At 50.4% G+C, this 21,299-nt stretch carries 20 protein-coding genes and 2 pseudogenes; 8 read left to right on the forward strand and 14 right to left on the reverse strand.

From position 1 onward, the window contains the following. Positions 1 to 174: 174 nt before the first annotated feature. The 4 genes from IPH59_14975 to IPH59_14990 form a co-directional block, all read right to left on the reverse strand. Positions 175 to 690 (reverse strand): TonB family protein, encoded by a 516-nt coding sequence (locus IPH59_14975; protein MBK7092997.1) that lies wholly within the window; start codon positions 688 to 690, stop codon positions 175 to 177. Positions 691 to 954: 264 nt separating this feature from the next. Beyond that, the gene (locus tag IPH59_14980; protein ID MBK7092998.1) at positions 955 to 3,198 is read right to left on the reverse strand and encodes a nitric-oxide reductase large subunit; all 2,244 of its coding nucleotides are present in this window, start codon (positions 3,196 to 3,198) and stop codon (positions 955 to 957) included. Between the two features lie 26 nt (positions 3,199 to 3,224). Then, complete coding sequence (locus IPH59_14985; GenBank protein ID MBK7092999.1) at positions 3,225 to 3,863, reverse strand: hemerythrin domain-containing protein; 639 nt, start codon at positions 3,861 to 3,863, stop codon at positions 3,225 to 3,227. A gap of 108 nt (positions 3,864 to 3,971) precedes the next feature. Next, positions 3,972 to 4,373, reverse strand: a complete 402-nt coding sequence (locus IPH59_14990) for an Rrf2 family transcriptional regulator (GenBank protein ID MBK7093000.1) — start codon at positions 4,371 to 4,373, stop codon at positions 3,972 to 3,974. Between the two features lie 199 nt (positions 4,374 to 4,572). Here IPH59_14990 and IPH59_14995 point away from each other — a divergent pair, with 199 nt between their 5' ends. Continuing rightward, positions 4,573 to 4,911, forward strand: a complete 339-nt coding sequence (locus IPH59_14995) for a TfoX/Sxy family protein (GenBank protein MBK7093001.1) — start codon at positions 4,573 to 4,575, stop codon at positions 4,909 to 4,911. Further along, a pseudogene (locus tag IPH59_15000) lies at positions 4,911 to 5,403 on the forward strand (putative metal-dependent hydrolase). Before IPH59_14995 ends, IPH59_15000 begins: the two are co-directional and overlap by 1 nt. Positions 5,404 to 5,486: 83 nt before the next feature. Here the strand turns inward: IPH59_15000 and IPH59_15005 are convergent. After that, complete coding sequence (locus IPH59_15005) at positions 5,487 to 6,068, reverse strand: YceI family protein (GenBank protein ID MBK7093002.1); 582 nt, start codon at positions 6,066 to 6,068, stop codon at positions 5,487 to 5,489. 415 nt (positions 6,069 to 6,483) lie between these two features. On the opposite strand from IPH59_15005, the gene IPH59_15010 reads away from it, so the two are divergent. After that, complete coding sequence (locus IPH59_15010) at positions 6,484 to 7,959, forward strand: LTA synthase family protein (protein ID MBK7093003.1); 1,476 nt, start codon at positions 6,484 to 6,486, stop codon at positions 7,957 to 7,959. Further along, positions 7,934 to 8,248, forward strand: a complete 315-nt coding sequence (locus IPH59_15015; protein ID MBK7093004.1) for a hypothetical protein — start codon at positions 7,934 to 7,936, stop codon at positions 8,246 to 8,248. The genes IPH59_15010 and IPH59_15015 overlap by 26 nt, the downstream gene beginning before the upstream one ends. 51 nt (positions 8,249 to 8,299) lie before the next feature. Here IPH59_15015 and pckA read toward each other — a convergent pair. Next, positions 8,300 to 9,911 (reverse strand): annotated as a pseudogene (gene pckA / locus IPH59_15020) (phosphoenolpyruvate carboxykinase (ATP)). Positions 9,912 to 10,478: 567 nt separating this feature from the next. Between pckA and IPH59_15025 the strand changes: the two are divergent. After that, on the forward strand, positions 10,479 to 10,844 hold the full coding sequence (locus IPH59_15025; GenBank protein MBK7093005.1) for a DUF2200 domain-containing protein: 366 nt from the start codon (positions 10,479 to 10,481) through the stop codon (positions 10,842 to 10,844). Here the strand turns inward: IPH59_15025 and gcvPB are convergent. The 8 genes from gcvPB to accC are packed head-to-tail and all read right to left on the reverse strand — an operon-like array spanning position 10,825 to position 17,089. Next, complete coding sequence (gene gcvPB / locus IPH59_15030) at positions 10,825 to 12,282, reverse strand: aminomethyl-transferring glycine dehydrogenase subunit GcvPB (protein ID MBK7093006.1); 1,458 nt, start codon at positions 12,280 to 12,282, stop codon at positions 10,825 to 10,827. The two genes, IPH59_15025 and gcvPB, sit on opposite strands and share 20 nt — an antisense overlap. Positions 12,283 to 12,287: 5 nt before the next feature. Continuing rightward, on the reverse strand, positions 12,288 to 12,944 hold the full coding sequence (gene bamD, locus IPH59_15035; protein MBK7093007.1) for an outer membrane protein assembly factor BamD: 657 nt from the start codon (positions 12,942 to 12,944) through the stop codon (positions 12,288 to 12,290). A gap of 15 nt (positions 12,945 to 12,959) precedes the next feature. Next, positions 12,960 to 13,124, reverse strand: coding sequence for a hypothetical protein (locus tag IPH59_15040; protein ID MBK7093008.1), 165 nt, complete (start codon positions 13,122 to 13,124; stop codon positions 12,960 to 12,962). A 3-nt stretch (positions 13,125 to 13,127) separates the two neighbouring features. Beyond that, positions 13,128 to 13,553, reverse strand: a complete 426-nt coding sequence (locus IPH59_15045) for a DUF2007 domain-containing protein (GenBank protein MBK7093009.1) — start codon at positions 13,551 to 13,553, stop codon at positions 13,128 to 13,130. 45 nt (positions 13,554 to 13,598) lie between these two features. Further along, positions 13,599 to 13,904 (reverse strand): hypothetical protein, encoded by a 306-nt coding sequence (locus IPH59_15050; protein MBK7093010.1) that lies wholly within the window; start codon positions 13,902 to 13,904, stop codon positions 13,599 to 13,601. A 49-nt stretch (positions 13,905 to 13,953) separates the two neighbouring features. Then, a complete protein-coding gene (gene gcvPA, locus IPH59_15055; protein ID MBK7093011.1) occupies positions 13,954 to 15,315 on the reverse strand; it encodes an aminomethyl-transferring glycine dehydrogenase subunit GcvPA in 1,362 nt (453 codons plus the stop codon). A gap of 1 nt (position 15,316) precedes the next feature. Further along, positions 15,317 to 15,697 carry a glycine cleavage system protein GcvH gene (gene gcvH, locus IPH59_15060; GenBank protein MBK7093012.1) on the reverse strand — a complete coding sequence of 127 codons (381 nt, stop codon included), beginning with the start codon at positions 15,695 to 15,697 and terminating at the stop codon, positions 15,317 to 15,319. 12 nt (positions 15,698 to 15,709) lie between these two features. Continuing rightward, positions 15,710 to 17,089, reverse strand: coding sequence for an acetyl-CoA carboxylase biotin carboxylase subunit (gene accC, locus IPH59_15065; protein ID MBK7093013.1), 1,380 nt, complete (start codon positions 17,087 to 17,089; stop codon positions 15,710 to 15,712). A gap of 181 nt (positions 17,090 to 17,270) precedes the next feature. On the opposite strand from accC, the gene IPH59_15070 reads away from it, so the two are divergent. The 3 genes from IPH59_15070 to IPH59_15080 all read left to right on the forward strand — a co-directional run bounded on the left by IPH59_15070 (position 17,271) and on the right by IPH59_15080 (position 21,175). Then, positions 17,271 to 18,824 (forward strand): alkaline phosphatase D family protein, encoded by a 1,554-nt coding sequence (locus IPH59_15070; protein ID MBK7093014.1) that lies wholly within the window; start codon positions 17,271 to 17,273, stop codon positions 18,822 to 18,824. A gap of 185 nt (positions 18,825 to 19,009) precedes the next feature. Next, positions 19,010 to 20,206 (forward strand): HDOD domain-containing protein, encoded by a 1,197-nt coding sequence (locus IPH59_15075; GenBank protein ID MBK7093015.1) that lies wholly within the window; start codon positions 19,010 to 19,012, stop codon positions 20,204 to 20,206. A gap of 210 nt (positions 20,207 to 20,416) precedes the next feature. Next, the gene (locus tag IPH59_15080; GenBank protein MBK7093016.1) at positions 20,417 to 21,175 is read left to right on the forward strand and encodes an FkbM family methyltransferase; all 759 of its coding nucleotides are present in this window, start codon (positions 20,417 to 20,419) and stop codon (positions 21,173 to 21,175) included. The last annotated feature ends 124 nt before the right edge of the window (positions 21,176 to 21,299 follow it).

A 21,299-nucleotide genomic window follows, 5' to 3' on the forward strand; every position in this document is an offset into this window, starting at 1 on the left:
CACCGCCTACGATACGACCTTAATGAAAATGGCTCCGTGCTTCGGAGCCATTTTCGTTTGTATCAGATCCTCTTGTATGTGATTGCAAATTCAGCGCCAATAAAACAGCCCGGTTTCATTGAGCTGTAAACTCACTCAACGAAATCGGGCTAACAAGAACTAATTCGTGATGTCTTATTTGCTCTGAAGTTTGAACTTCAGTGTCGCCTTGACCGTAATCTCGCGCTCGCCATGTCCGGACAACTTCGATTCCAACGAGGCGGCAAGTACTGCTTGCTCAAATCCCCAACCGGGAGTTGTGCAATTGACGACGCGAGCGTCTTTCATCTTGCCCTTCTTGTCGAATGTGATGTTGACCTCAACAGTGGCTTCCTTGTTTACCAATCGAGCTTGGCGCGGATATATCGGCTCAATATAGAGCTGATATCGCGAAGCGTCTTCGATTGTCTTCGTGGTGTCGGTAACAAGTCGGCGAGTAGGGTCGACCTTCTTGATCGGTCGATCATTAGTCGGCGGCGAGATGCGATTCTCAATGTCGAGGATTGGTTTCGTCTTGCCGCTGGTGATTCCAGTAGCATAGAGATCATCCTTGTCATTGGGACCCGCTGAAGCCGGCACAGCCATCAACACAACGGCCACCATTGCTGCGATCACCCAAAAAGTCATCGCACCCATCTTCTTTGCTGTCACAGCCTTTCCTCCTCTCACTACAGTCAAACAATGTCCGCTATTTAAAGTTTCGACTCGACTCAAGAAAATTTGAGTCGTTCCGCCGTGGCGGAAAAAAACCGTGTCATCGAAATCAGTAATTCAGATCTGTTGTTTGGCTGTTGTCTACTCTAATAAGATACGCTGTGTTGAATATACGTCAAGCGTAAATTCTGAGTTAGCAGGAGAATAAATCACCAGGGCAGGTTTATTGACCCGCCCTGGTGCTGTTCAGTCAGTTAGGAATTATCTCTTCGGCTCGTCCAATTGGGCTCCTTTTTTGAGCGAATGGCCAGTCCGAAGGCCGAAAATAAAGAGCACAATGATTACAATTCCAATTGCAAAGATAGTGTCCCCGGGGGCGCGCAACCACTTAAACACCTCTACAGCTGGCGAATACAGCAGATCTGACGAGCGGGCGTACCAATACCCGGTCTCTACCGATGCCCAGGTCTGGATAAAGCCAATCGGCAGGAGGCTCAGAAGCACCATCGCCAACAGGCCGACATTTATCGCCCAGAAGCCGTACTTTATGACATTGTCTTTCCAGTCTTGGCGGACATAGAGGACTCGCAGGCAGAACAACATCAAACCGATTCCGAGCATACCGTACACGCCAAAGAGCGCGGTGTGTCCGTGTACCGGTGTCGTATTCAATCCTTGCATATAGTACAGGGCAATGGGAGGATTGATCATAAAACCGAACAATCCGGCTCCGACCATATTCCAGAACGCCACAGCGACAAAGAAGTAGATCGGCCAGCGATATCGCATCACCCAAGGTGTTGCTCGCGCCAGTCGAATATTATCCCAGGCCTCAAAACCAATGATTGTCAAAGGAACGACTTCAAGGGCGCTAAACACTGCTCCAAGTGCCATGACAACAGTCGGTGTGCCGGAGAAGTAGAGGTGATGCAGCGTTCCGATAATTCCGCCGGTCAAGAATATGGTCGTGGCGAAAATCACCGAAGAGTTTGCCGTTTTGAGGCGAATTAGCTGCAGCCTTGCAAATAGGAAGGCAATTACGACAGTCGCAAAGACTTCGAAGAAGCCTTCGACCCAAAGATGAATCACCCACCAGCGCCAGTATTCTGCCATCGAAAGATGCGTGCCTTTACCCCACATCAGACCGGCGGCATAGAATGCGCCAATCGCAACCGATGCAATCAAGAACATCGTCATCAGCGGCTTTTGGTCGCCGCCCTTGCGCATAGCAACCAAGATGCAGCGGCCGACCAGCCATACCCAGAGAAAGAGTCCGATTAACAGGCCGATTTGCCAAATCCTGCCAAGGTCAACGTATTCGTAACCCTGATGACCAAAATAGAACCAATTGTCGCCGGTCATTTTGCCCATGACGCTGAGCCATTCGCCGGTCATTGAACCGGCAACGACGACGATCAGCGCGCCAAACAGGATGTTGACTCCCAGGCGCTGGAACTTAGGTTCCTTGCCCGCAACCGCGGGCCCGATGTACAATCCGGCTGCAAGCCAGGCTGTCGCTATCCAGAAGATGCCCAACTGGGTATGCCACGTTCGGGTAATGACGTAGGGCAGCCATTTCGCGAGCGGGATGCCGTAGAATCCGTCACCCTCGACACCATAGTGGGCAGAGATAATTCCCATCATCATCTGAACCAAAAATAATGCCGCTACCACCCAGAAGTACTTCACTACTGCCAATTGCGACGGAGTTGGTTTGAACGAGAAGAGCGGATCTTGTTCCGGCAGTTTCTCGGCAATCGGTTCTTTCTTCTGCGATGCGTGATACCAGACCATCATTCCAATGCCTGCTAACAGCATGATTATGCTGAAGCCCGTCCAGATGATTGCATCGCTGGTCGGAACGTTGTCGACCAGCGGTTCATGCGGCCAATTAGACGTGTACGACATCACATCATCGGGACGATTCGTGGATGCCGCCCAAGATGTCCAAAAGAAGAACGAAGCCATCTGTCGTAGTTTGTTCGGATCGGATACAGTCCCTGAGGGAATGGCGTATTTGGTATTGCCATTTGCAAATATGTCGCTGTAGTGCGTGAGATTTGCTTCGAACGCGCGCTGACGAATCGGATCAATGACAATGTTGTTGCTACTCTTGTCGTGAGTATTTGTCCGCATCAGTTTCTTAAGTCGTGCTGTCAATGCTGCCTGGCGTTCAACATCAAGCTGATCAAACCCGACTCCAAAGTCGGTCGCTGACCATTCTTCGAGTATAAACACAGCTTCGCGATGAAGCCAATCAGCCGTCCAGTCGGGAGCTACATAGCTTCCGTGCCCCCAGATCGAGCCAATCTCCATACCTCCCATCGCTTGCCAGACATTCTGCCCCTCCATTATGACGCCGCGGTCGATAACCACGGTGCCGTCGGTTGTTATCACCTGATCAGGAAGCGGAGGTTTCTCCTGATAGATTTTGAATCCTGCCCACCCCAGTACTGCGAATGAGAGACACACTACTGCGGTAAAAGCCATCCATAGTTTTCTCATTTCAATTCTCCACCCGGCTCTACCGGTTAAACTGCCTGAGTTTGGTTAACGGATTGCTGTTTCTTGGAATGGCTGCAACCACACGAGACCAAGCCGTGAAGTGCGTCGGCCTTTACGCCGAATTCATCAGCCAATGATTTGGCGAGATCCAGATACTTCTGATGCGTGCCTTCTCCCATGTGATGCGATTCGACGTGGTCAAAACTCGCTCCAATGCGAATCTGGTCTTCGTCGGTGAAGAGACTGTCTGCAAGCGGGAATAGAATCTGATCTTCTTTGAGAATGTGGGCGCGAAGAAGCTGAATGTAGCCTTCCGCGTTGATCAGAAATATCTGCAATGCAACTTTGTCTCCCAGTGCGGCCGCCTTGATATTTGCTGACATCTGCCCGACGAAATTCCGACCGAGAGTGTGTTCATGCAGCATTACTCCCACGGGTCCATTCTCGCGAGAAGCGCCTTTTTCTTCGAGTGCTGTAAACAGATGATTCTCTTCTTTGCCGTGATGACAGCCGTCAGCAAAGGTCCGAATGAAATCGACGAATTGCTCAGCGAGCGCACGATCAAGCGTGTAAGTTCCGCGACTGCGGATGACCATTTGTTCGAGACTATCGAGGACGACCTCGATTACTCGATGTTCGCTGCTTAGTATTTGTGTAGGTCTCACTTTTCCCTCCTCGGGATTACAATTATATCAACTAGTTCAATCTGCTGCGAAATAGAATAAATCACATCCACATATCTGATTATTGGCAAAATGAAAGGCATTAAAGGGTTACCTTCTTCGATGCCAGATCAGCGATGGACGTTTCGTGAAGAAATCCAAGGTATTCTTCCCTGATGATCTTCCATCTGCTATGGACGGCGCAAGGCTCTCCTCGGAACAGGACCCGGAACGCATAAAGCAGTTTCCCCAACGACTTACCTTGTCGATCGGCTCGATGACATCGAAAAGCGAGATATCGTCGGCGTCTTTCGCGAGCCGGAACCCGCCATTGAAGCCCTTCTGCGAGACAAGTAATCCATTACTTGCCAACGTCTTGAGTAGTTTCCCCAAGTAGTTTCTGGGAGCACCGATATCGTCTGCGATATCGGACGCGCCTGCATAGTCGCCATTTGTCAATGTCGCCAGTTTAGTGAGTGCCGCGAGGGCATGTATTCCAGTCTTCGATATCATAACAACCTAATCGCATGTCAATATGCTATTACTGTATCGACTCGTCAAGTGGATTTTTTAGATTTTTTTACAGAAAAATCGACAGGACTGCTCGGAACGGCTCGTTCCATACGACGTCATATGCGGTTTGTGACACTGATTTGACGAACGACCACCGGGCGCGTAATTAGAAGTGTAACTTCCAATTGGGCAGGCACAAATGGCCGTCAGTAACAGTTATCTAGAATACGTTCTTGAGAGAATGGGGACCGTTGGAGCGGTGACCGCTCGGCGCATGTTTGGCGGAGTGGGTATCTATTTCGATATAACTTTTTTTGCGTTAATAGATAATGACACTCTATATTTCAAAGTGAATAATGAGAATCGTAAGGATTACGAGTCTGAACAGATGGAGCCATTTCGTCCGTTTGGTGAAGATTCCTATTCAATGAAGTACTATTCCGTGCCGGAGCGGATTATTGAAGATAACCAGCTCTTGCGCGAGTGGATGTTGAAAGCAGTAGCTGCAGCCAGGAAGAAAACGAGGAGAAGCAAGTAATGCCGAATGCGATGCTCACAGACAAAGACAGAAAACAGATGATTGACAAGATCAGGGCGTTGCCATCGCTCGTACGTGAGGCGGTTAAAAGGGCTGAACGATGAACAATTGAATACTCCTTATGGTCCGGGCAAGTGGACAATCTTGCAGGTCGTTCACCATCTCGCCGATTCGCACATGAATGCATTCGTTCGAATGAAATTGGTATTGACCGAAAATCATCCCACCATCAAGGCATACGAACAAGACGAATGGGCGAGAACGCGCGAAGCCAGCAAATACCCGATTCAGGCATCGCTTAACATCATCTCCGGTCTTCATGAGCGCTGGTGTGGTTTGCTCGATTCGTTGCCAGAATCAGCATGGGGCAGAACGGCATATCATCCGGAAAACGGCGAAATGGTACTCGAAGACTTTTTGAGAATCTATGCTGGTCACGGCGAGAACCACGTCGGTCAAATTATGGGGTTGCGCAAGGATCGTGGCTGGTAAGTCACAGACCACTTAACATTGTAAATGCAAAGGCCGACGGAACGTGTTCCATCGGCCTTTTAATTGCTATACAGCTTTCGAAGCTACATCTTTTTGTCGGCTTCGATTTCGAGAACGATTTCTACATCATCACTGACAACCAATCCACCCGCATCGAGACTGCGGCTCCAGGAAACGCCCCAATCCTGGCGATTGATCTTACCGGAAGCCGAGAAACCGGCTTTGGCGCCTTCCTTCATGGCGACTGTGCCGTGGAATTCGCCGGTGAGAGTGACGGATTTCGTGACTCCGCGCATCGTCAAGTCACCGACCATTTCAAACTTCTTCTCACCGAGACCGGTTATCTTGGTCGACTTGAATTTCATTTCGGGCAGTGAGTCGGCAGCGAAGAAATCGGGGCTCTTCAAGTGGCCGTCGCGGCGTTCGTTGCCGGTGTCGATCGACTTCGGATCAATGGTCACATCAACCGAAGCAGCGGCGAAGTCCTTGCCGTCGAAGTTGACGGTTCCACTAAACGTATTGAAATTGCCTCTGACCTTGCTGACTACCATATGCGTAACGGTAAATCCGACGTTCGAATGGGTTTTATCGATCTCCCAAGTCTGAGCAAACAGCGAGGTCGAGGTGAGTAAAGCAGCGACGAGAAGTGTTGCGACACGATTCATTAGATCTCCTGAGTTGTGAGGTACTTTGATTTACTGCAATTAATAAACAATCGTAAATAGACTGGTTTTGTATTCATTCACCGAATCTACGGATGATAACACCATGCTCATCCAGAAGTTCCCGACAGTGGACGAGGCTAATCTAGATTTCTAGCGAGATAGTTTTTTCGGATATCGTTGAGTTAGATATACTCGATTCGTCAATCTTTTCTCAAGGCGAACTTTCTGAAGAACAATTCAATTCGGTCAATATTAGTATGGCTCTTGGCAAACCCTTGGGCAGAGCTCAAGATTGCAGTCTTGTTGATACTTGCAATCTCCCAGATTACCAGACTAGCTCTGGTGATTTACTATTGGTCGCAAATTGATTCCAGTTTGTGGATTAGTCCATTGTCCCTGCTGACGGGATTCTTGTATGATGTGTTTATCGCCTTCTGCGCGACTGCTTTGCTTGCCCTATTTCTCGCGCTTTCTCCCCAAGCGATTCCTGCAATGGGCACCGGTGCGCTGGCTACTGGTGTTCGGATTCTTCATTTTCACTTACGGGACGATTTATCTGGCAGTAGTCGAGCTATTTTTCTTCGACGAATTTAACTCTCGATTCAACTACGTTGCCGTCGACTACCTTCTCTACCCACATGAAGTATTCGTAAATATCTGGGATTCATATCCAGTTCTGGAAATTCTGATCGTCGTGTTCTTGATAACCTGCCTGGTTACCTATTGGGCGACGCCTCGTTTGCGGGAAGCATGGAGTACTTCAAAGTCAGTCCCTGCACGGCTTAAATTGATAGGTCTGTACACTCTGGCAATTGGTATTGGATATTTGGGGCTGAATATCAATTTTTCGAAGGTTTCGACCAATCGCGTCTTGAACGAGATTACTGCAAACGGAGTGTATTCCTTTTTCTATTCAGCATTCACCAACCACCTCGATTACGATGTTTATTATTCCCGGATTTCAGATCGCGATGCAACTGCCCTACTCCGCTCGCAATTGACGGCAGCGAATGCGACCTTCAGTGATCATATTGATAGTCTCAACATTACTCGTCAAATCATCGATCCGGGAGTATTAAGCAAGTTCAACATTGTGCTGGTCCTCGAAGAAAGCTTTGGTTCGCAATTCGTCGGCAGCTTGCATCCGGAAGGACCGGCTTGCACGCCGGAGTTCGACTCTCTTGCTGCAAGAGGTCTCTTCTTCACCAACATCTACGCTACCGGGAATCGAACTGTCCGAGGCGTCGAAGCGAGCCTCTTGAGCTTTCCGCCAATTCCCGGCCAGTCAATTGTAAAGAGGCCGCTTAATGAAAATTTATTCAGTCTACCATCAGTACTGAAAAAGAACGGATATCAAACCATATTCCTATATGGCGGTCGATCGTACTTTGATAACTTCCAGCAATTCGCGTCGAGCAATAACTTTGACCAAATCTTCGATCAGGGTGATTTCAAGAACGTGAGTTTTGAGACAATCTGGGGCGTGTGCGATGGGGATCTTTTCGACAATAGCTTGTCCGTATTCGATTCGCTCCACTCTGTTGGCAAACCATTTTTCGCCACAATGATAACCGTCTCCAACCACAAGCCCTATCTCTACCCGGAAGGAAAGATTCCTTTCGACCCGAAGAAGCAGGAACGATTGCACGCTGTCCGCTATGCTGATTTCGCGATGGGCGATTTCGTTCGCAAAGCACAAGAGCATGATTTTTTTGACAGCACGATCTTTGTATTTCTTGGCGATCACGGACCCCGGGTGTATGGTTGGCAACAGATTCCGATGGATTCCTACGGGATTCCTATACTCTTTTATTGCCCGGCACTTGATTCCTGTTGGACAGCGAGTCGAGACATTGGGTTCGCAGATGGATCTGGCACCCACTTTGCTTGATGTGTTGAATTTCAGCTACTCAAGCAAGTTCTTCGGCCGCTCACTCCTCGAACCACATCAAGGCAACGACTTCGCATTATTATCGCATAACCGCGATGTGGCATTATTGCGGAACAATCGGCTCGCGTTATTGGGAATCAAAATGGAGAACGGGCTTTGGGACCGCGATTCGGTCGATGGAAAGTTCACAGCACTGCCAATAGAATCCGATTCGACATTGCTGTTGGACGCGATCGCCTACTATCAAACGGCTTACCGGTTATATGCTCAGAAGCTATTGACCCCTTAATCATTCAGGGCAGAGTAATCCTGCCCTGAACGTCAATTTCTACGACTTATTCTAACCCTTGAAGGTCGGCCCGGCAGACTTGATTTCTTCGGGAACGCCTTCAGTGTACTTGGCGAAATTCTTGTGGAACATCATCGCCAAGTCCTGTGCCTGCTTGTCAAATCCGGCTTTGTCCTTCCACGTGTTACGCGGATTGAGAATTTCAGTCGGGACGTTGGGACAAGATTGCGGAACGCTAATTCCGAACACCGGATCCATCGCCATCGGAGCCTTGTCGAGTTCGCCAGAAAGCACAGCATGAATGATCGCGCGAGTGTGCGGCAAGCTGATGCGCTTGCCGACACCAAATCCGCCGCCGCTCCAGCCGGTGTTCACCAGCCAGCATGAGACTTTGTGTTTGGCAATCTTCTCGCGCAAGAGCGAACTATAAACCGACGGCGGCAGCGCCATAAACGGCGCGCCGAAGCAAGTACTGAATGTCGCCTTCGGTTCGTTGCCCATCCCCATTTCGGTACCGGCGACTTTGGCGGTGTATCCGGAGATGAATTGGTAGCTCGCTTGTTCGGGAGTCAGTTTGGCGACCGGAGGAAGTACGCCGAATGCATCGCACGTCAGCATGATGATAGTCTTGGGATGTCCGCCGACACCAGACGGAACCGAGTTGCTGATGTGGCTCAGCGGATATGCTGCGCGCGTGTTTTCCGTCAGACCGACATCATCGAGATCGACTTTGCGCGTGTCGATGTTGAATCCGACGTTTTCGAGAATCGTCCCGAAATGTTCGGGTCGCGGCATAAATCTCCGGCTCATTCTCAGCCGAAAGTCGTACTACCTTGGCGTAGCAGCCACCCTCGAAATTGAAAATTCCTGTATCGGACCAACCGTGTTCATCATCACCGATCAGCATCCGCTCCGGATCGGCTGAGAGCGTCGTTTTGCCGGTGCCGGAGAGTCCGAAGAACAGAGCCGAATCACCTGCCTTGCCGATATTCGCCGAGCAGTGCATCGGCATCACGCCGTGATGTGGGAGCAAGTAATTCAAAATCGTGAATACCGATTTTTTGATCTCGCCCGCATAGGCCGTTCCGCCGATGAGCACCAGTTTGCGTTCGAAATTCAAGATGACAAACGCGCCGCTGCGGGTTCCGTCGAATTCGGGAATGGCGCGGAAGCGCGGCACTGCCAGAATTGTAAACTCCGGAACGTGAGCATCGCGCTCGCCCGGATCGTGAATTTGGCGGAACATGTTGCGGGCAAAAATCGAGGTCCAGGCATCTTCGGTGATGACACGGATCGGGACCCGGAACTTCATGTCGGCGCCGGCGTGGCAATCCTGAATGAAGATGTCTTTGCCCTGCAGGTATGCCTGCAAGCGATGAAACAACGTATGGAACTGCTCCGGCTCGAAGCTCTTATTGACTTCGCCCCACCAGACCTTGTCGGCGGAGATGGAATCCTTGACGATGAATTTGTCGTTGGGGGAACGCCCCGTGTGCTGACCGGTACGGACTACGAGCGCGCCGTGATGGGCAATGTAGCCTTCGTGACGATGGACGACTTCTTCGTAGAGTTGCGGGGTCGTGGCATTCCAGTACACATTACCGAGATTGTTGAGACCCAGTTCTTCCAAGGTCTTACTGCTTCCGTGTGAAGTAACTTTCATCGATTGATTCCTTATTCGCCTACAGATTCAAAGAATATCTGCTATCTCGCTCGAACGCAAAATCGCCCCGCATCGGCTGAAATTAAGCGTTTCGGCGGCTTTGGCGCAACTGAAATCGTGGAGATCGTGGGGTGATGAAGGGTGAACGATCATGATGGAGTGTCTGCCATTTTGTGCGCGGCAGACGTCCCCGTTTGCCCACGCTGCATGTGAATACAGGGATCTCTCTATGCTGTCATTCCCGCGAAAGCGGGAATCCAGGTTTTGTGCGCGGCAGATGTCCCCGTCTGCCCGCTTTCCGTTGTTGCGTCAGGTCTTGTCCCGGACGCCGAAGAGCCCGGCAGAAATCGACAGACGACCGTCCGGGATGTGACCTGACGCCGCTACATACTCCCTTCTCGATCGGAGATGTGCAGTCCTCGACACCACGATATTTCGTGACTGGGTCAACTTGTCGCTGGAATTTGTGCCTCAAATCGATAAGATTGAAGATGGACTCGGAGCAAACATTCCCACCCTGCGCTTCGCTCCGGGTGGGCTACCGGCCCTTACGCAGGAGGAATTACTATGAACAACGACCGAGTTTTCGCGATGAAATTCGCAGGAGTCTATCCGCATTACATTCAAAAAGCGGAACGCAAGAACCGCACCAAAGAAGAAGTTGACCAGATTATTTGTTGGCTGACCGGATATGACCAGAAGGGACTACAGCAACAAATCAAACTGGAAAACGACTTCAAGACCTTCTTTGCGCAAGCCCCAGCTATAAATCCGAATATAGCTCTTATCAAGGGTGTAGTCTGCGGCGTTCGTGTAGAAGATGTCAAAGATCCGCTGATGCAGAAGATACGCTACTTGGATAAGCTGATTGACGAACTCGCCAAAGGCAAGGCGATGGAGAAGATTCTGCGGTCTACGCCACCGGATAGCTGATGTTCAGCTCCTTGGCGGCGCCAACTTCGTCGAGACGCGATACCGGTGTGGTATGCGGTGCGTTCTTGACGATGTCGGGATTCGTTTCGACTTCCTCGGCGATCTTAAGCAACACATCGGCGAGATAATCAAGCGACTCGATACTTTCGGTTTCGGTCGGTTCGATCATCAACGCTTCGCTGACAATCAACGGGAAGTAAGTCGTCGGCGCGTGGACACCGAAATCAAGCATGCGCTTGGCGATGTCGGTCACCTTGATGCCCAGCTTCTTCTGATAGTCTCCCGACAACACGAACTCGTGCTGGCAGACATGATCGAATGCGACTTTGTACTTCGGGCGCAGACGCTTGAGCAGATAGTTGGCATTGATAATCGCGGTCTCGGAAATGTGTCGCAATCCTTCGCCGCCGTTCATGAGAATGTAGGTATACGCCCGCACCATCGAACCGAAGTTGCCATAGAATGAATGCATACGTCCAATCGTCAGCGGGCGATCATAGTCAAAGAAGTATTGCTTCTCGTCGCGAGAGACGACTGGAATTGGCAGATACGGCGACAAGAAATCTTTGACGCCAACTGCGCCGCCGCCCGGTCCCCCGCCTCCGTGAGGAGTGCTGAATGTTTTGTGCAGATTGATATGAAGCATATCGAAGCCCATATCACCGGGGCGAACGATGCCCATAAGTGCATTTAAGTTCGCGCCGTCCATATAGACCAACGCACCCTTGGCGTGCGCCAATTCGGCGATACGAAGAATCTCGCGTTCGAACAAGCCAACGGTGTTGGGATTGGTGAGCATGATCATCGCAACTTCATTGTCGAGAGCTGCTTCAAGCACTTGCGGGTCGAGAATTCCCTGATCGCTTGATTTGAGTTCGTGCGGCTGCCAGCCGGACATCATCACTGATGCCGGATTTGTGCCGTGCGCTGAGTCAGGGAGCAAAACCTTGTGGCGATTTTCGCCTTTATGCGTGAAGTATGCTTTCGCCAATTGGATAGCGCAGAACTCGCCCTGTGCACCGGAAGTCGGCTGGAGAGTGACCTCGTGCATACCGGAAATTTCCGCCAGCATGCGAGCAAGGTTGTACATCAACTCGAGTGCGCCCTGTGACGAGCGTGCCGGCTGGAATGGATGCATCTGCGCCCAACCCGGGTTGGAAACGGCCTTTTCATTCACCTTGGGGTTGTACTTCATGGTACAGCTACCCAGCGGATAAATCGCCTTATCGATGTGATGATTCAGAGTCGACAGACGGATGTAGTGCCGCACAACCTGGTTTTCGGCAACTTCCGGAAAGGCGACATCCTTGGCGCGCATGTTCGCTTTGCCGAGTGTCGTTTCCATCGGCAGTTCGGGGACATCACACTTTGGAAGTGTATACCCTTTTTGGCCGGGGCGGGAGTTTTCGAAGATGGTTGCGCCATCGTTATAATTCATAATTCCTACTTCTTTGATTTCATGGCAGTGAATTGTTCTTCAATCCACTCCTTTTCCTCTGTATCTGGATGCTTCTTTAAGAAGGCTTTATACTCTTTTTGTGCGTTCTTGAAGTCGCCAGCTTTCTGGTAGCTGTATGCAGTCATCAATTCGGCATCGATACTGATTTCATCGGACGGATATGCGGCGACCATTTTCTTCCAAAGTTCAACTGCCGAAAGGTAATCTTTGAGTTTGTACTTCATGTGACCAAGATTGTATGCCGATTCAGCTGACTTACCGGATGCATTTGTTGGGTCCATAGCCATCACTCTATTGAAGAAACTGGCGGCTTGATCATATTCGCCGCGCCAGCGGTACTTCTGCCCGACTTCGTAGATATTGTCAACCACCGGTTCAGCTTCGCTTTTGCGCAATAAGTCATCAAGGGTTCCAATTCCAGCGAGTGCGTTTGTGACACCGGCAACAAACTCTTCTGGTGGAAAATAGCCAACCAGACGGTCAATCTCCTGGCCCTGACGATTCAGTATGAGCGTCGTCGGGTAGCTCTTGACTCCATAGCGATTTGCTGTGATCGTATCGACCTCGGCGTTAATAACTGCTGGTGCAAAATTCTTCAGAAACTTCTGAACGTAGGTGTCAGGCAGAGTCGAGTCCGCCATAACCTTGCACCATTTTCACCACTCGGTATAAAACTTGATCAGTATCGTCTGATTCTGATCATGGGATGTCTGCATCAGCGAATCGAAGTTCGTCTGAAAAACGATATCGCCAATCTTCTGCGTCGCCGCGAGCGGCGCGCACATAGTCAGCAATAGCAGAAGCGTACCCAGGAGTTTCATAGATTACCTTTCGTCGTCGTCCTCGAAGAAATTCTCCTCTGACTCCTCTTCTTCATCATCGTCATCATCGAAGTTCGCGATGCCGTCGCCTTCAAGCGATTCAAGTAGATCCTTGGCACGGTCGTAATCTTCGGAGCTGACATAAATCTCGGCGGAGCCGGGGGCGTCATAAGCGACATGCGTAATTGCACCCCGAGTTGGATCGGTGGAGCTGAGGCGCTTGGCAACGAAAGGAATCTCTTCCTCTTCGAGGGCGCCAATCAGGAATTGTGCTTGCAGGTAATTGTCTGTTTTCAGCAACAGGATAGAATCGGAATCATCCATTTCCTGTTGTGCTTCTTCAGTAATCGGCTCAGAACTGCTCTTTCGGCCCCTGGGAGCCTTGCTCGAGCGCTCTTCATCATCTTTCTTGCCACGTGATTTTGCCATACAAAACCTTCTATTGATGGAGAGTACTACAAATGGATTACTGTCTTAGACGATATCCTCTTCGATATCGCCGATGATCGATTCGGCTATTTCCTTCGCCGCATCGATGTCATCTTCACCTACGTAAAATTCGCCGTCGATGTTTTGACCGCGATAGAGGGACTTAACGCTTCCGGCAACACTGCCGCGGCCAACGACTGGACGGAAGTCAAACGCAATGCCGGCATCGCGCAGGGCATCAGTCAACTCGTCAGTCACTTCCGGACTGGGCGAGCGGTAAAGCAAGATTTGTTCGCTTTCGTCGCCGTCCAGTTCTTCATCAAGCTCTTCATCCTCGGTCATCTCGACCAAATGTTCGCCACATTCGGGGCACACCGATACGTGTCCCTTATATTCCGTCTCACAGTTGGGGCAGAACGGCATCTTTGACCATCACCTCTTTTAGTGCATGTTGGTAATTATCCATCTCTGACTTTGTGCGTGTTTCAGTTGCACAGACGATCAGGAGATCCTCTTCCCAAAGGAAACGCGAGGTCGGCACACCGGCAAACACCTTCTTGGTGAGAAGCCGGTCGAATATGTCTCGAGCCGGTTCTGGCAGCCGCAACGGGAATTCCATGAAAAATGGTCGATCGAATGCGATAGAAACACCATCTACAGAACAAAGTGAATTTTTCAAGTAGTGAGACTTATTCACGCAGAGGCTGGCTACCTCTTTGAGACCTTCCTTGCCCATCGTCGCCATATAGATGGTTCCGGCAAGAGCACAGAGAGCCTGATTGGTGCAAATATTGGAGGTTGCCTTGTCGCGGCGAATATGCTGTTCGCGGGTTTGCAGAGTCAGGCAGTAACCGCGTTTGCCATTGCGATCTTTGGTCATTGCGGCAAGTCTTCCCGGCATTTGACGCAGATATTGCTTCTTGGTCGCGAAGTAACCAAAATATGGCCCGCCAAACATCAGGCTGTTGCCGAGTGCTTGACCCTCGCCGACCGCGATATCAGCATCGTACTCAGATGGTGCTTTGAGATATGCCAACGAAATCGGAGATGTCACCGCGATCAAAAGCGCTCCGGCATCCTTAACGATTTGAGGAAGGCTCTCGGTCGGCTCGATATAACCATAGAAGTTTGGATTCTGGAAAACGAAGCAAGCAGCGTCCTTGATCTTGCTCCGCAAATCATCAAGATCAATGTTTCCCTTATCATGCTTCACTCTGACTACTTCGATATCATTGCCGCCAAGATAGATCTTAACGCAATCGAGGTAATGCGGATGCACAAGCGAAGAAACAACGACCTTCCGGCGCTTGGTGGCGCTGAGCGCAAGCAGCACTGCTTCAGCAGTAGCTGAGCCGCCGTCGTACATCGAAGCGTTCGCAGCTTCCATGCCGGTCAACCGGCAAATCAAAGATTGGAATTCATAGATAACCTGCAGCGTACCTTGAGCAACTTCGGCTTGATACGGAGTGTAGGCAGTCTTGAATTCCGAGCGATCGACAAGATGTCCCACAATCGAAGGGATGTAGTGGTCATAAGCACCGCAGCCCATGAAATTGGCATACTCTGGGCCGATGTGATTCTTGGCAGCGAGGCCATCCAATATCTTCAGCGTTTCGAATTCGGATAGTGCCCGGGGAAGATTGAGCCTCTGTGTTAGCCGGACCGATTCCGGAACACCCTCGAGCAGTTCTTCAAACCGGCTGACTCCGATGGCCTTCAGCAGCTGCTGTCGTTCATTATCGGAGTGGGGAACGTAAGTCATATTAGTCCTCTAACAGCTTCTTGTAAGTAGCGGCGTCAAGCAAGGCATTAATCTCATTAGCCGGAAAATTCTCGACTTTGATCATCCAGCCGGCGCCATACGGATCCTTATTTATAACTGATGAATCCGCTTCAAGGTTTGAATTAATCTCTTTAACGGTGCCGGAAACCGGCGCAAACATCTCACTGACAGCCTTTACGGCCTCTATGGTTCCAAACGCCTGCATCTGCTTAAGCGCCTGTCCGATTTTGGGCAATTCGACAAAAACGATGTCGCCAAGTTCGCCCTGGGCGAAATCGGTGATACCGATGGTTGCAACGTTACCCTCGACCTTGATCCACTCGTGTTCTTTTGTATACTTCAGGCCTTCCGGGACTACCATGGCTCCTCCAGACTAAACAACTTTGTCTTTGTTTTGCGCCCCTTCTTTGGAGCGCTTAAAATAATCTTCTACGAAACTAGTGTCAAACATTCCCGATTGAAATACCGGGTCTGCAATGATTTTTTTCTGAAAATCGATGGTCGTAAAAATGCCCTCGACCACAAATTCATCCAATGCCCGCAGCATCTTACGCAAACCATCTTGCCGGTTCTTGTCTTTGACGATCAGCTTGGCAATCATCGAGTCATAGTGCGGTGGAACGACATACTTGGCATAGGCATGGGTGTCAACCCGCACACCGTGGCCGCCCGGCACATGAAATGACGTAATCAACCCCGGGGATGGTGCAAAATTCTTGTCGGGATTCTCGGCGTTGATGCGGCACTCAATGGCATAGCCCGAGAATATGACCTGCTCCTGCGTGAAGGAGAGTTTCTCGCCGCCGGCAATGCGAAGTTGCTCGACGATGATATCGATATCGGTGACTTCTTCCGTGACCGGATGTTCGACCTGAACGCGGGTATTCATTTCCATGAAATAGAAATTACCTGTGCCGTCTACAAGGAACTCGATAGTTCCGGCATTCTGGTATCCAGCGAATTTGGCGCCGGCAACTGCCGCGGCACCCATCTTCTTCCGCAATTCCGGAGTCATGACTGGCGAAGGTGATTCTTCAATCAGTTTTTGATGCCGTCTTTGTACCGTGCAATCGCGCTCGCCGAGATGAATTACATTGCCGTGGTTGTCGGCGAGTATCTGAAACTCAACGTGTCGTGGACGATCAACAAAACGCTCAAGGTAGATTTCCGGATTGTTGAAAGCAGCCTGGGCTTCCATCTGTGCGGTTCGAAACGCTGATTCCAATTCTGAAGCTTGCTTAACAATGCGCATGCCGCGACCACCGCCGCCGGCAGCAGCTTTGAGAATAACCGGATATCCAATCTCAGCGATAATCTTCAATGCATCGTCAACATCCGCAATACCCCCGTCACTCCCGGGCACTACTGGAACGCCGGCTTTGATCATAGTCTGCTTGGCTTGCACCTTGTCGCCGAGAAGACGAATCACGTCAGGCGCCGGACCAATAAATGTTATTCCACACTCTTTGCAGATCTGTGCAAATGCGGCGTTTTCGGAGAGAAATCCGTAGCCGGGATGAATTGCTACCGCGCCGGTAATCTCAGCAGCAGCGATGATTCGTTTGGGATCAAGGTAACTCTCGGCGGACTTTGCCGGACCAATGCAAACTGCTTCGTCAGCAAAACGGACATGCAGTGAATCAATGTCGGCTTCCGAGTAGACGGCGACTGTAGGCACACCTAATTCACGGCACGCGCGAATGATGCGAAGGGCGATTTCGCCGCGATTGGCAATAAGGATTTTCTTGAACAATTCCTTCTCCTGACCAATAGTCGTAGCGCTAAACGGCGTCTTACGCCGGATAGAGTACGAGATTCTGAAAAACTAAGCAAGGTGATTTAATGGCTTTATCTGCCCTGATAATTGGGCAGGTTCCGGGGCTATCAGACTCAATAATCTTGCCTTTTCGGCCATTCGGACGATATTGTTCTGAATGATAAATAAACTGTTCGAATCGATAATATCTCAAATTTGCAGCCAGCACTTTTCGCGCAATTTCCGCTATTCCCATCCACTGATTCTGATCCTGTTGATGACGCCGATTTTCAGTGCAATCGCCCAATCGGCACAGGTCAACTGGTCGTGGTCAGGTGCAGTTACAGAATCTTCATTCCGAGTCAATGCACGGACATCTGTCGACAGCGTGGCTGTTCGCCTGATCGTGAGCCTCAATTCGGACTTGAGTTCACCAACATATTCTTCGCTTGATACCGCTCTCGGCATCAAGAACAACCGGATAGTTAAGCTACGCATCGACAGTCTGTTACCCGGCACTGACTACTACTATGGATTCGAGATCGACGGAGTCAAAGACACGACTGCATACGGCCGATCAAGGACTTTTGCAGATGGGCCGCACTCGTTTACAATTGCACTGGCTTCCTGTGCGCAGACCGGCTCGACACATGAGGTATTCAATACAATCAGATCGCATGATCCTGTGCTGTTCCTTCATTTGGGCGACCTGCATTATCAAAACATAGCCGCAAACAATATCAACCTGTATCGAAACGCCTTCGAGAGCGTAATGGCCTCGCCACCTCAGGCAGCGCTCTATCGCGACATACCGATAGCCTATATCTGGGACGATCACGACTATGGTCCCAACAACTCAGATTCAACTTCCGCCAGCAAATCGGCAGCGAGATTGGCTTACCGGGAGCACCTGCCCCATTATCCACTTTCTTCCGGCGAAGGAAATGTCCCGATAAACTACGCGTTTTCGATTGGTCGTGTGCGTTTCATAGTCTGTGATATGCGCTCGGCAAGGAGCCCTGCATTTTCAACTGACAATCCGACAAAGACAATGCTTGGAGCTTCGCAAAAGGAGTGGTTCAAGAGGCAACTACTGGTTGCCAATGGTCGGTATCCGCTAATTGTCTGGGTAAATACGCTTCCCTGGATTGGCAATACCGGCGATGATGGATGGTACTTGTATACCAATGAACGGCGGGAGATAGCGAATTTTATCGCTGACAACGACATTCGCGGCCTTTGTATGCTTTCCGGGGACGCACATATGCTGGCAATTGACGATGGAACCAACAGTGATTATTCAACTTCAGAAAGGGCAGCATTTCCTGTTTTTCATGCCGCGGCACTTGATCAGACCGGCAGCATTAAAGGAGGACCATACAGCCACGGCGCTTTTGCTGGGCGCGGCCACTTCGGCTTAATGACCGTCTCAGACGATGGCGATTCAACCATTAGCGTTAGTTGGAGCGGCAGAAATCAGGACGACGCGCCGATAATCGAGTACTCGTTTACGGTTCCGGTAAGAAACATCGTTTGTGGTGATGCGAATGGAAACGCTGCAATAGATCTTGCTGATGTGGTTCTGTTGGTAGACCACATATTCTCCGGCGGAACAGCACCGCAAACACTCAGCAATGGCGATGCGGACGGCAACCTCTACCTTACCGTTTCCGATGCCGTGACTCTCTTGAGATATCTACTTTTAGGCGGTTCCGAACCACTCTGCCCTTAAGAATCACGCTCTTCACCCGATAACTATTCTAAGCGGTGCGACCTCGGCTGCCAAACGGCAGTCTGGTGGGGCTTGCGCCCGGTTACCCTAGCTCAAATTACAGTCAATTTGGCGAATCGGCTGTTGCCAGAAATTGCAAGGCATCAGCATTCACGGTGAACTACATCCAGACGAAAGGCCTCCAGATGTCATCTCAGAATGCGCTCATTGTCGGACAACAGGATATAGCAGATGATCTTCGCTTTGGGCTGGGCAAACCAGATAGTGGCTGGAATTTATACTTTGTCGCCAATGGCGGCGAAGCGCTGGCTGCACTGCAGGATAAGAACTATGATTTGATGGTCACCGACCTGTCGCTCTCCGATATGGAAGCGTCGGATCTGTTATCCAAAGCACGAGAGATACAACCCGGGGCGGTTCGATTTGTATTGACGGCAGATGACAATCGCGAGCGTATTCTCAGGGCTGTCGCGCAGTCGCATCAGTTCATTGCCAAACCGATCAAAATCGAAACACTGCGGATGCAGATCAGCAATTCGCTGGCACTCAGAACCGTTCTGACCGACGACAAGCTTCACGCGCGGATTTCCCAAATCCGAACGCTTCCGACTCTGCCCAGCATTTACAACCAACTGGTCGCAGAAATGCAGTCAGAAACGGCATCAATGCAGAAGGTCGCCAATCTGATCAAGCAAGATGTCAGTATCACCGCCAAACTATTGCAGATGACGAATTCCGCGTTTTTCGGAGTATCGACTCGAGTAGAAAACCCTCTGCAAGCTGCCAATATGTTGGGTATGGACACGGTCAAGAGTCTGGTTCTTACCGCTGGAGTATTCAGCCAATTTGATGATCCCGGCCTTCCCGGCTTCTCGATTGAATCTATCTACAACCATAGCCTCGCAGTCGGAACAAGTGCCCGCCACTATGCCAACGCGTTTGGCCTTGGCCGCAAACAAGCCGAAGACGCTCTGATGGCGGGAATGCTGCATGACATCGGTAAGTTAGTGATGATGACGAATTTCCGGGAAGAGCTTTCCCAGTCAATACAGATCGCCGAACAACAGAAGATTCCGATGCACGCTGCTGAGAAGCAGGTTCTGGGTGTCAGTCATTGCGAAATCGGCGCACACTTGCTTTCGCTTTGGGGGCTATCGGACCTCATTCTCGAAGCTGTCACACTCCACGACACTCCGGCAAAGAGCACTTGTCCGATGGTCAATATTTTGGCATCAGTGCATATTGCCAATGCCTTCGATCACGATCAGAACTTACCCGATCGCGATCCTAAGTTCACCCATGCCGATACTGAATATTTGACCAAACTCGGATTGGCGGGACAATTGCCGTACTTGCGGACACTCGCAGGAACTGCCAAGTAGGGACATGTTCGTGAACGAAGTTAAATTCTGACTTACCTCGAAAAGTTGGTGCGTAGCGAAATGTTTCACGCTAAATTGGGTCGAATTTTGTCGGATTGATCCGGAATGGCGGACGGCGGTGTCGCCTGTCTCAATTCCAGGTATCGAACCCGCAGGAGGTAGTGTCTGAATTCTCTGATAAAGAAGTGTGGTCGTGCTGTAGGCAAGATATTGCCGAGCGGGCTCTATCTATACGCCAAGAAAGTCTACTACGCCCGCGAGTTGCGCGCCCTTTCTGAAACCGACGAACTGGATTTCGCGGTTCTCAAACACCTGGTCAAGCCATCTGACATCGTTGCCGATATTGGAGCCAACATCGGCGACTACACCAAGATCCTATCCGACCTTGTCGGTCACGATGGCAAAGTATACTGTTTTGAGCCAGTGCCAAATACCTACGAGATTCTCTCTTCGAGCATTCGCCGCCTTAAGCTGACAAATGTGAAGAGCTTCAATTTCGCGATTTCCAGCCAAGAGGGCCGCTTGAGAATGGAAATCCCAACCTATCCCGACGGCAGAGAATCCCACTATCTGGCGCGCATCGTGACTGACGAGGAAAATGACAACACTCCAAAAATTGAAGCTGAAGCGCGCCGGCTCGATTCTGTACTTGAATCGGTGATTGGTTTGGTGAAATTCGTAAAGTGCGATGTCGAAGGACACGAGCTGTCCGCGGTTCGAAGCGCCGAGCAGGTTATTGCGAAATCGAAACCCTCCTGGCTGATCGAATTCTCTACGAATCCAGACGAACCGGACAGCGACGCAGCCAAGGTCACACAGATTTTCCGCGATTCCGGTTATCAAATTCTCTGGTACGACGGTGAGTCATTGCGTGTGCGAAAAGCGGGCGACAAGAGCGTAAACTACTTCTTCTTAACCGAAAAGCACATTGCTGAACTAAGAGACAAAATTCGTTTGGTAACTGCATAGCCTCTTTCGAGCGTTCTACGAGTCTCGTTTTCACAAACCAAAAAACTGCATCTCTCGCTTGCTTCGACGCAGTCCTTGGAGTATCTTGAAACTCCAACATCGACAAGACGACCCACAAAGGGCG

This window comes from bacterium (genome assembly GCA_016708315.1).
Taxonomy (GTDB): Bacteria; Zixibacteria; MSB-5A5; order CAIYYT01; family CAIYYT01; genus JADJGC01.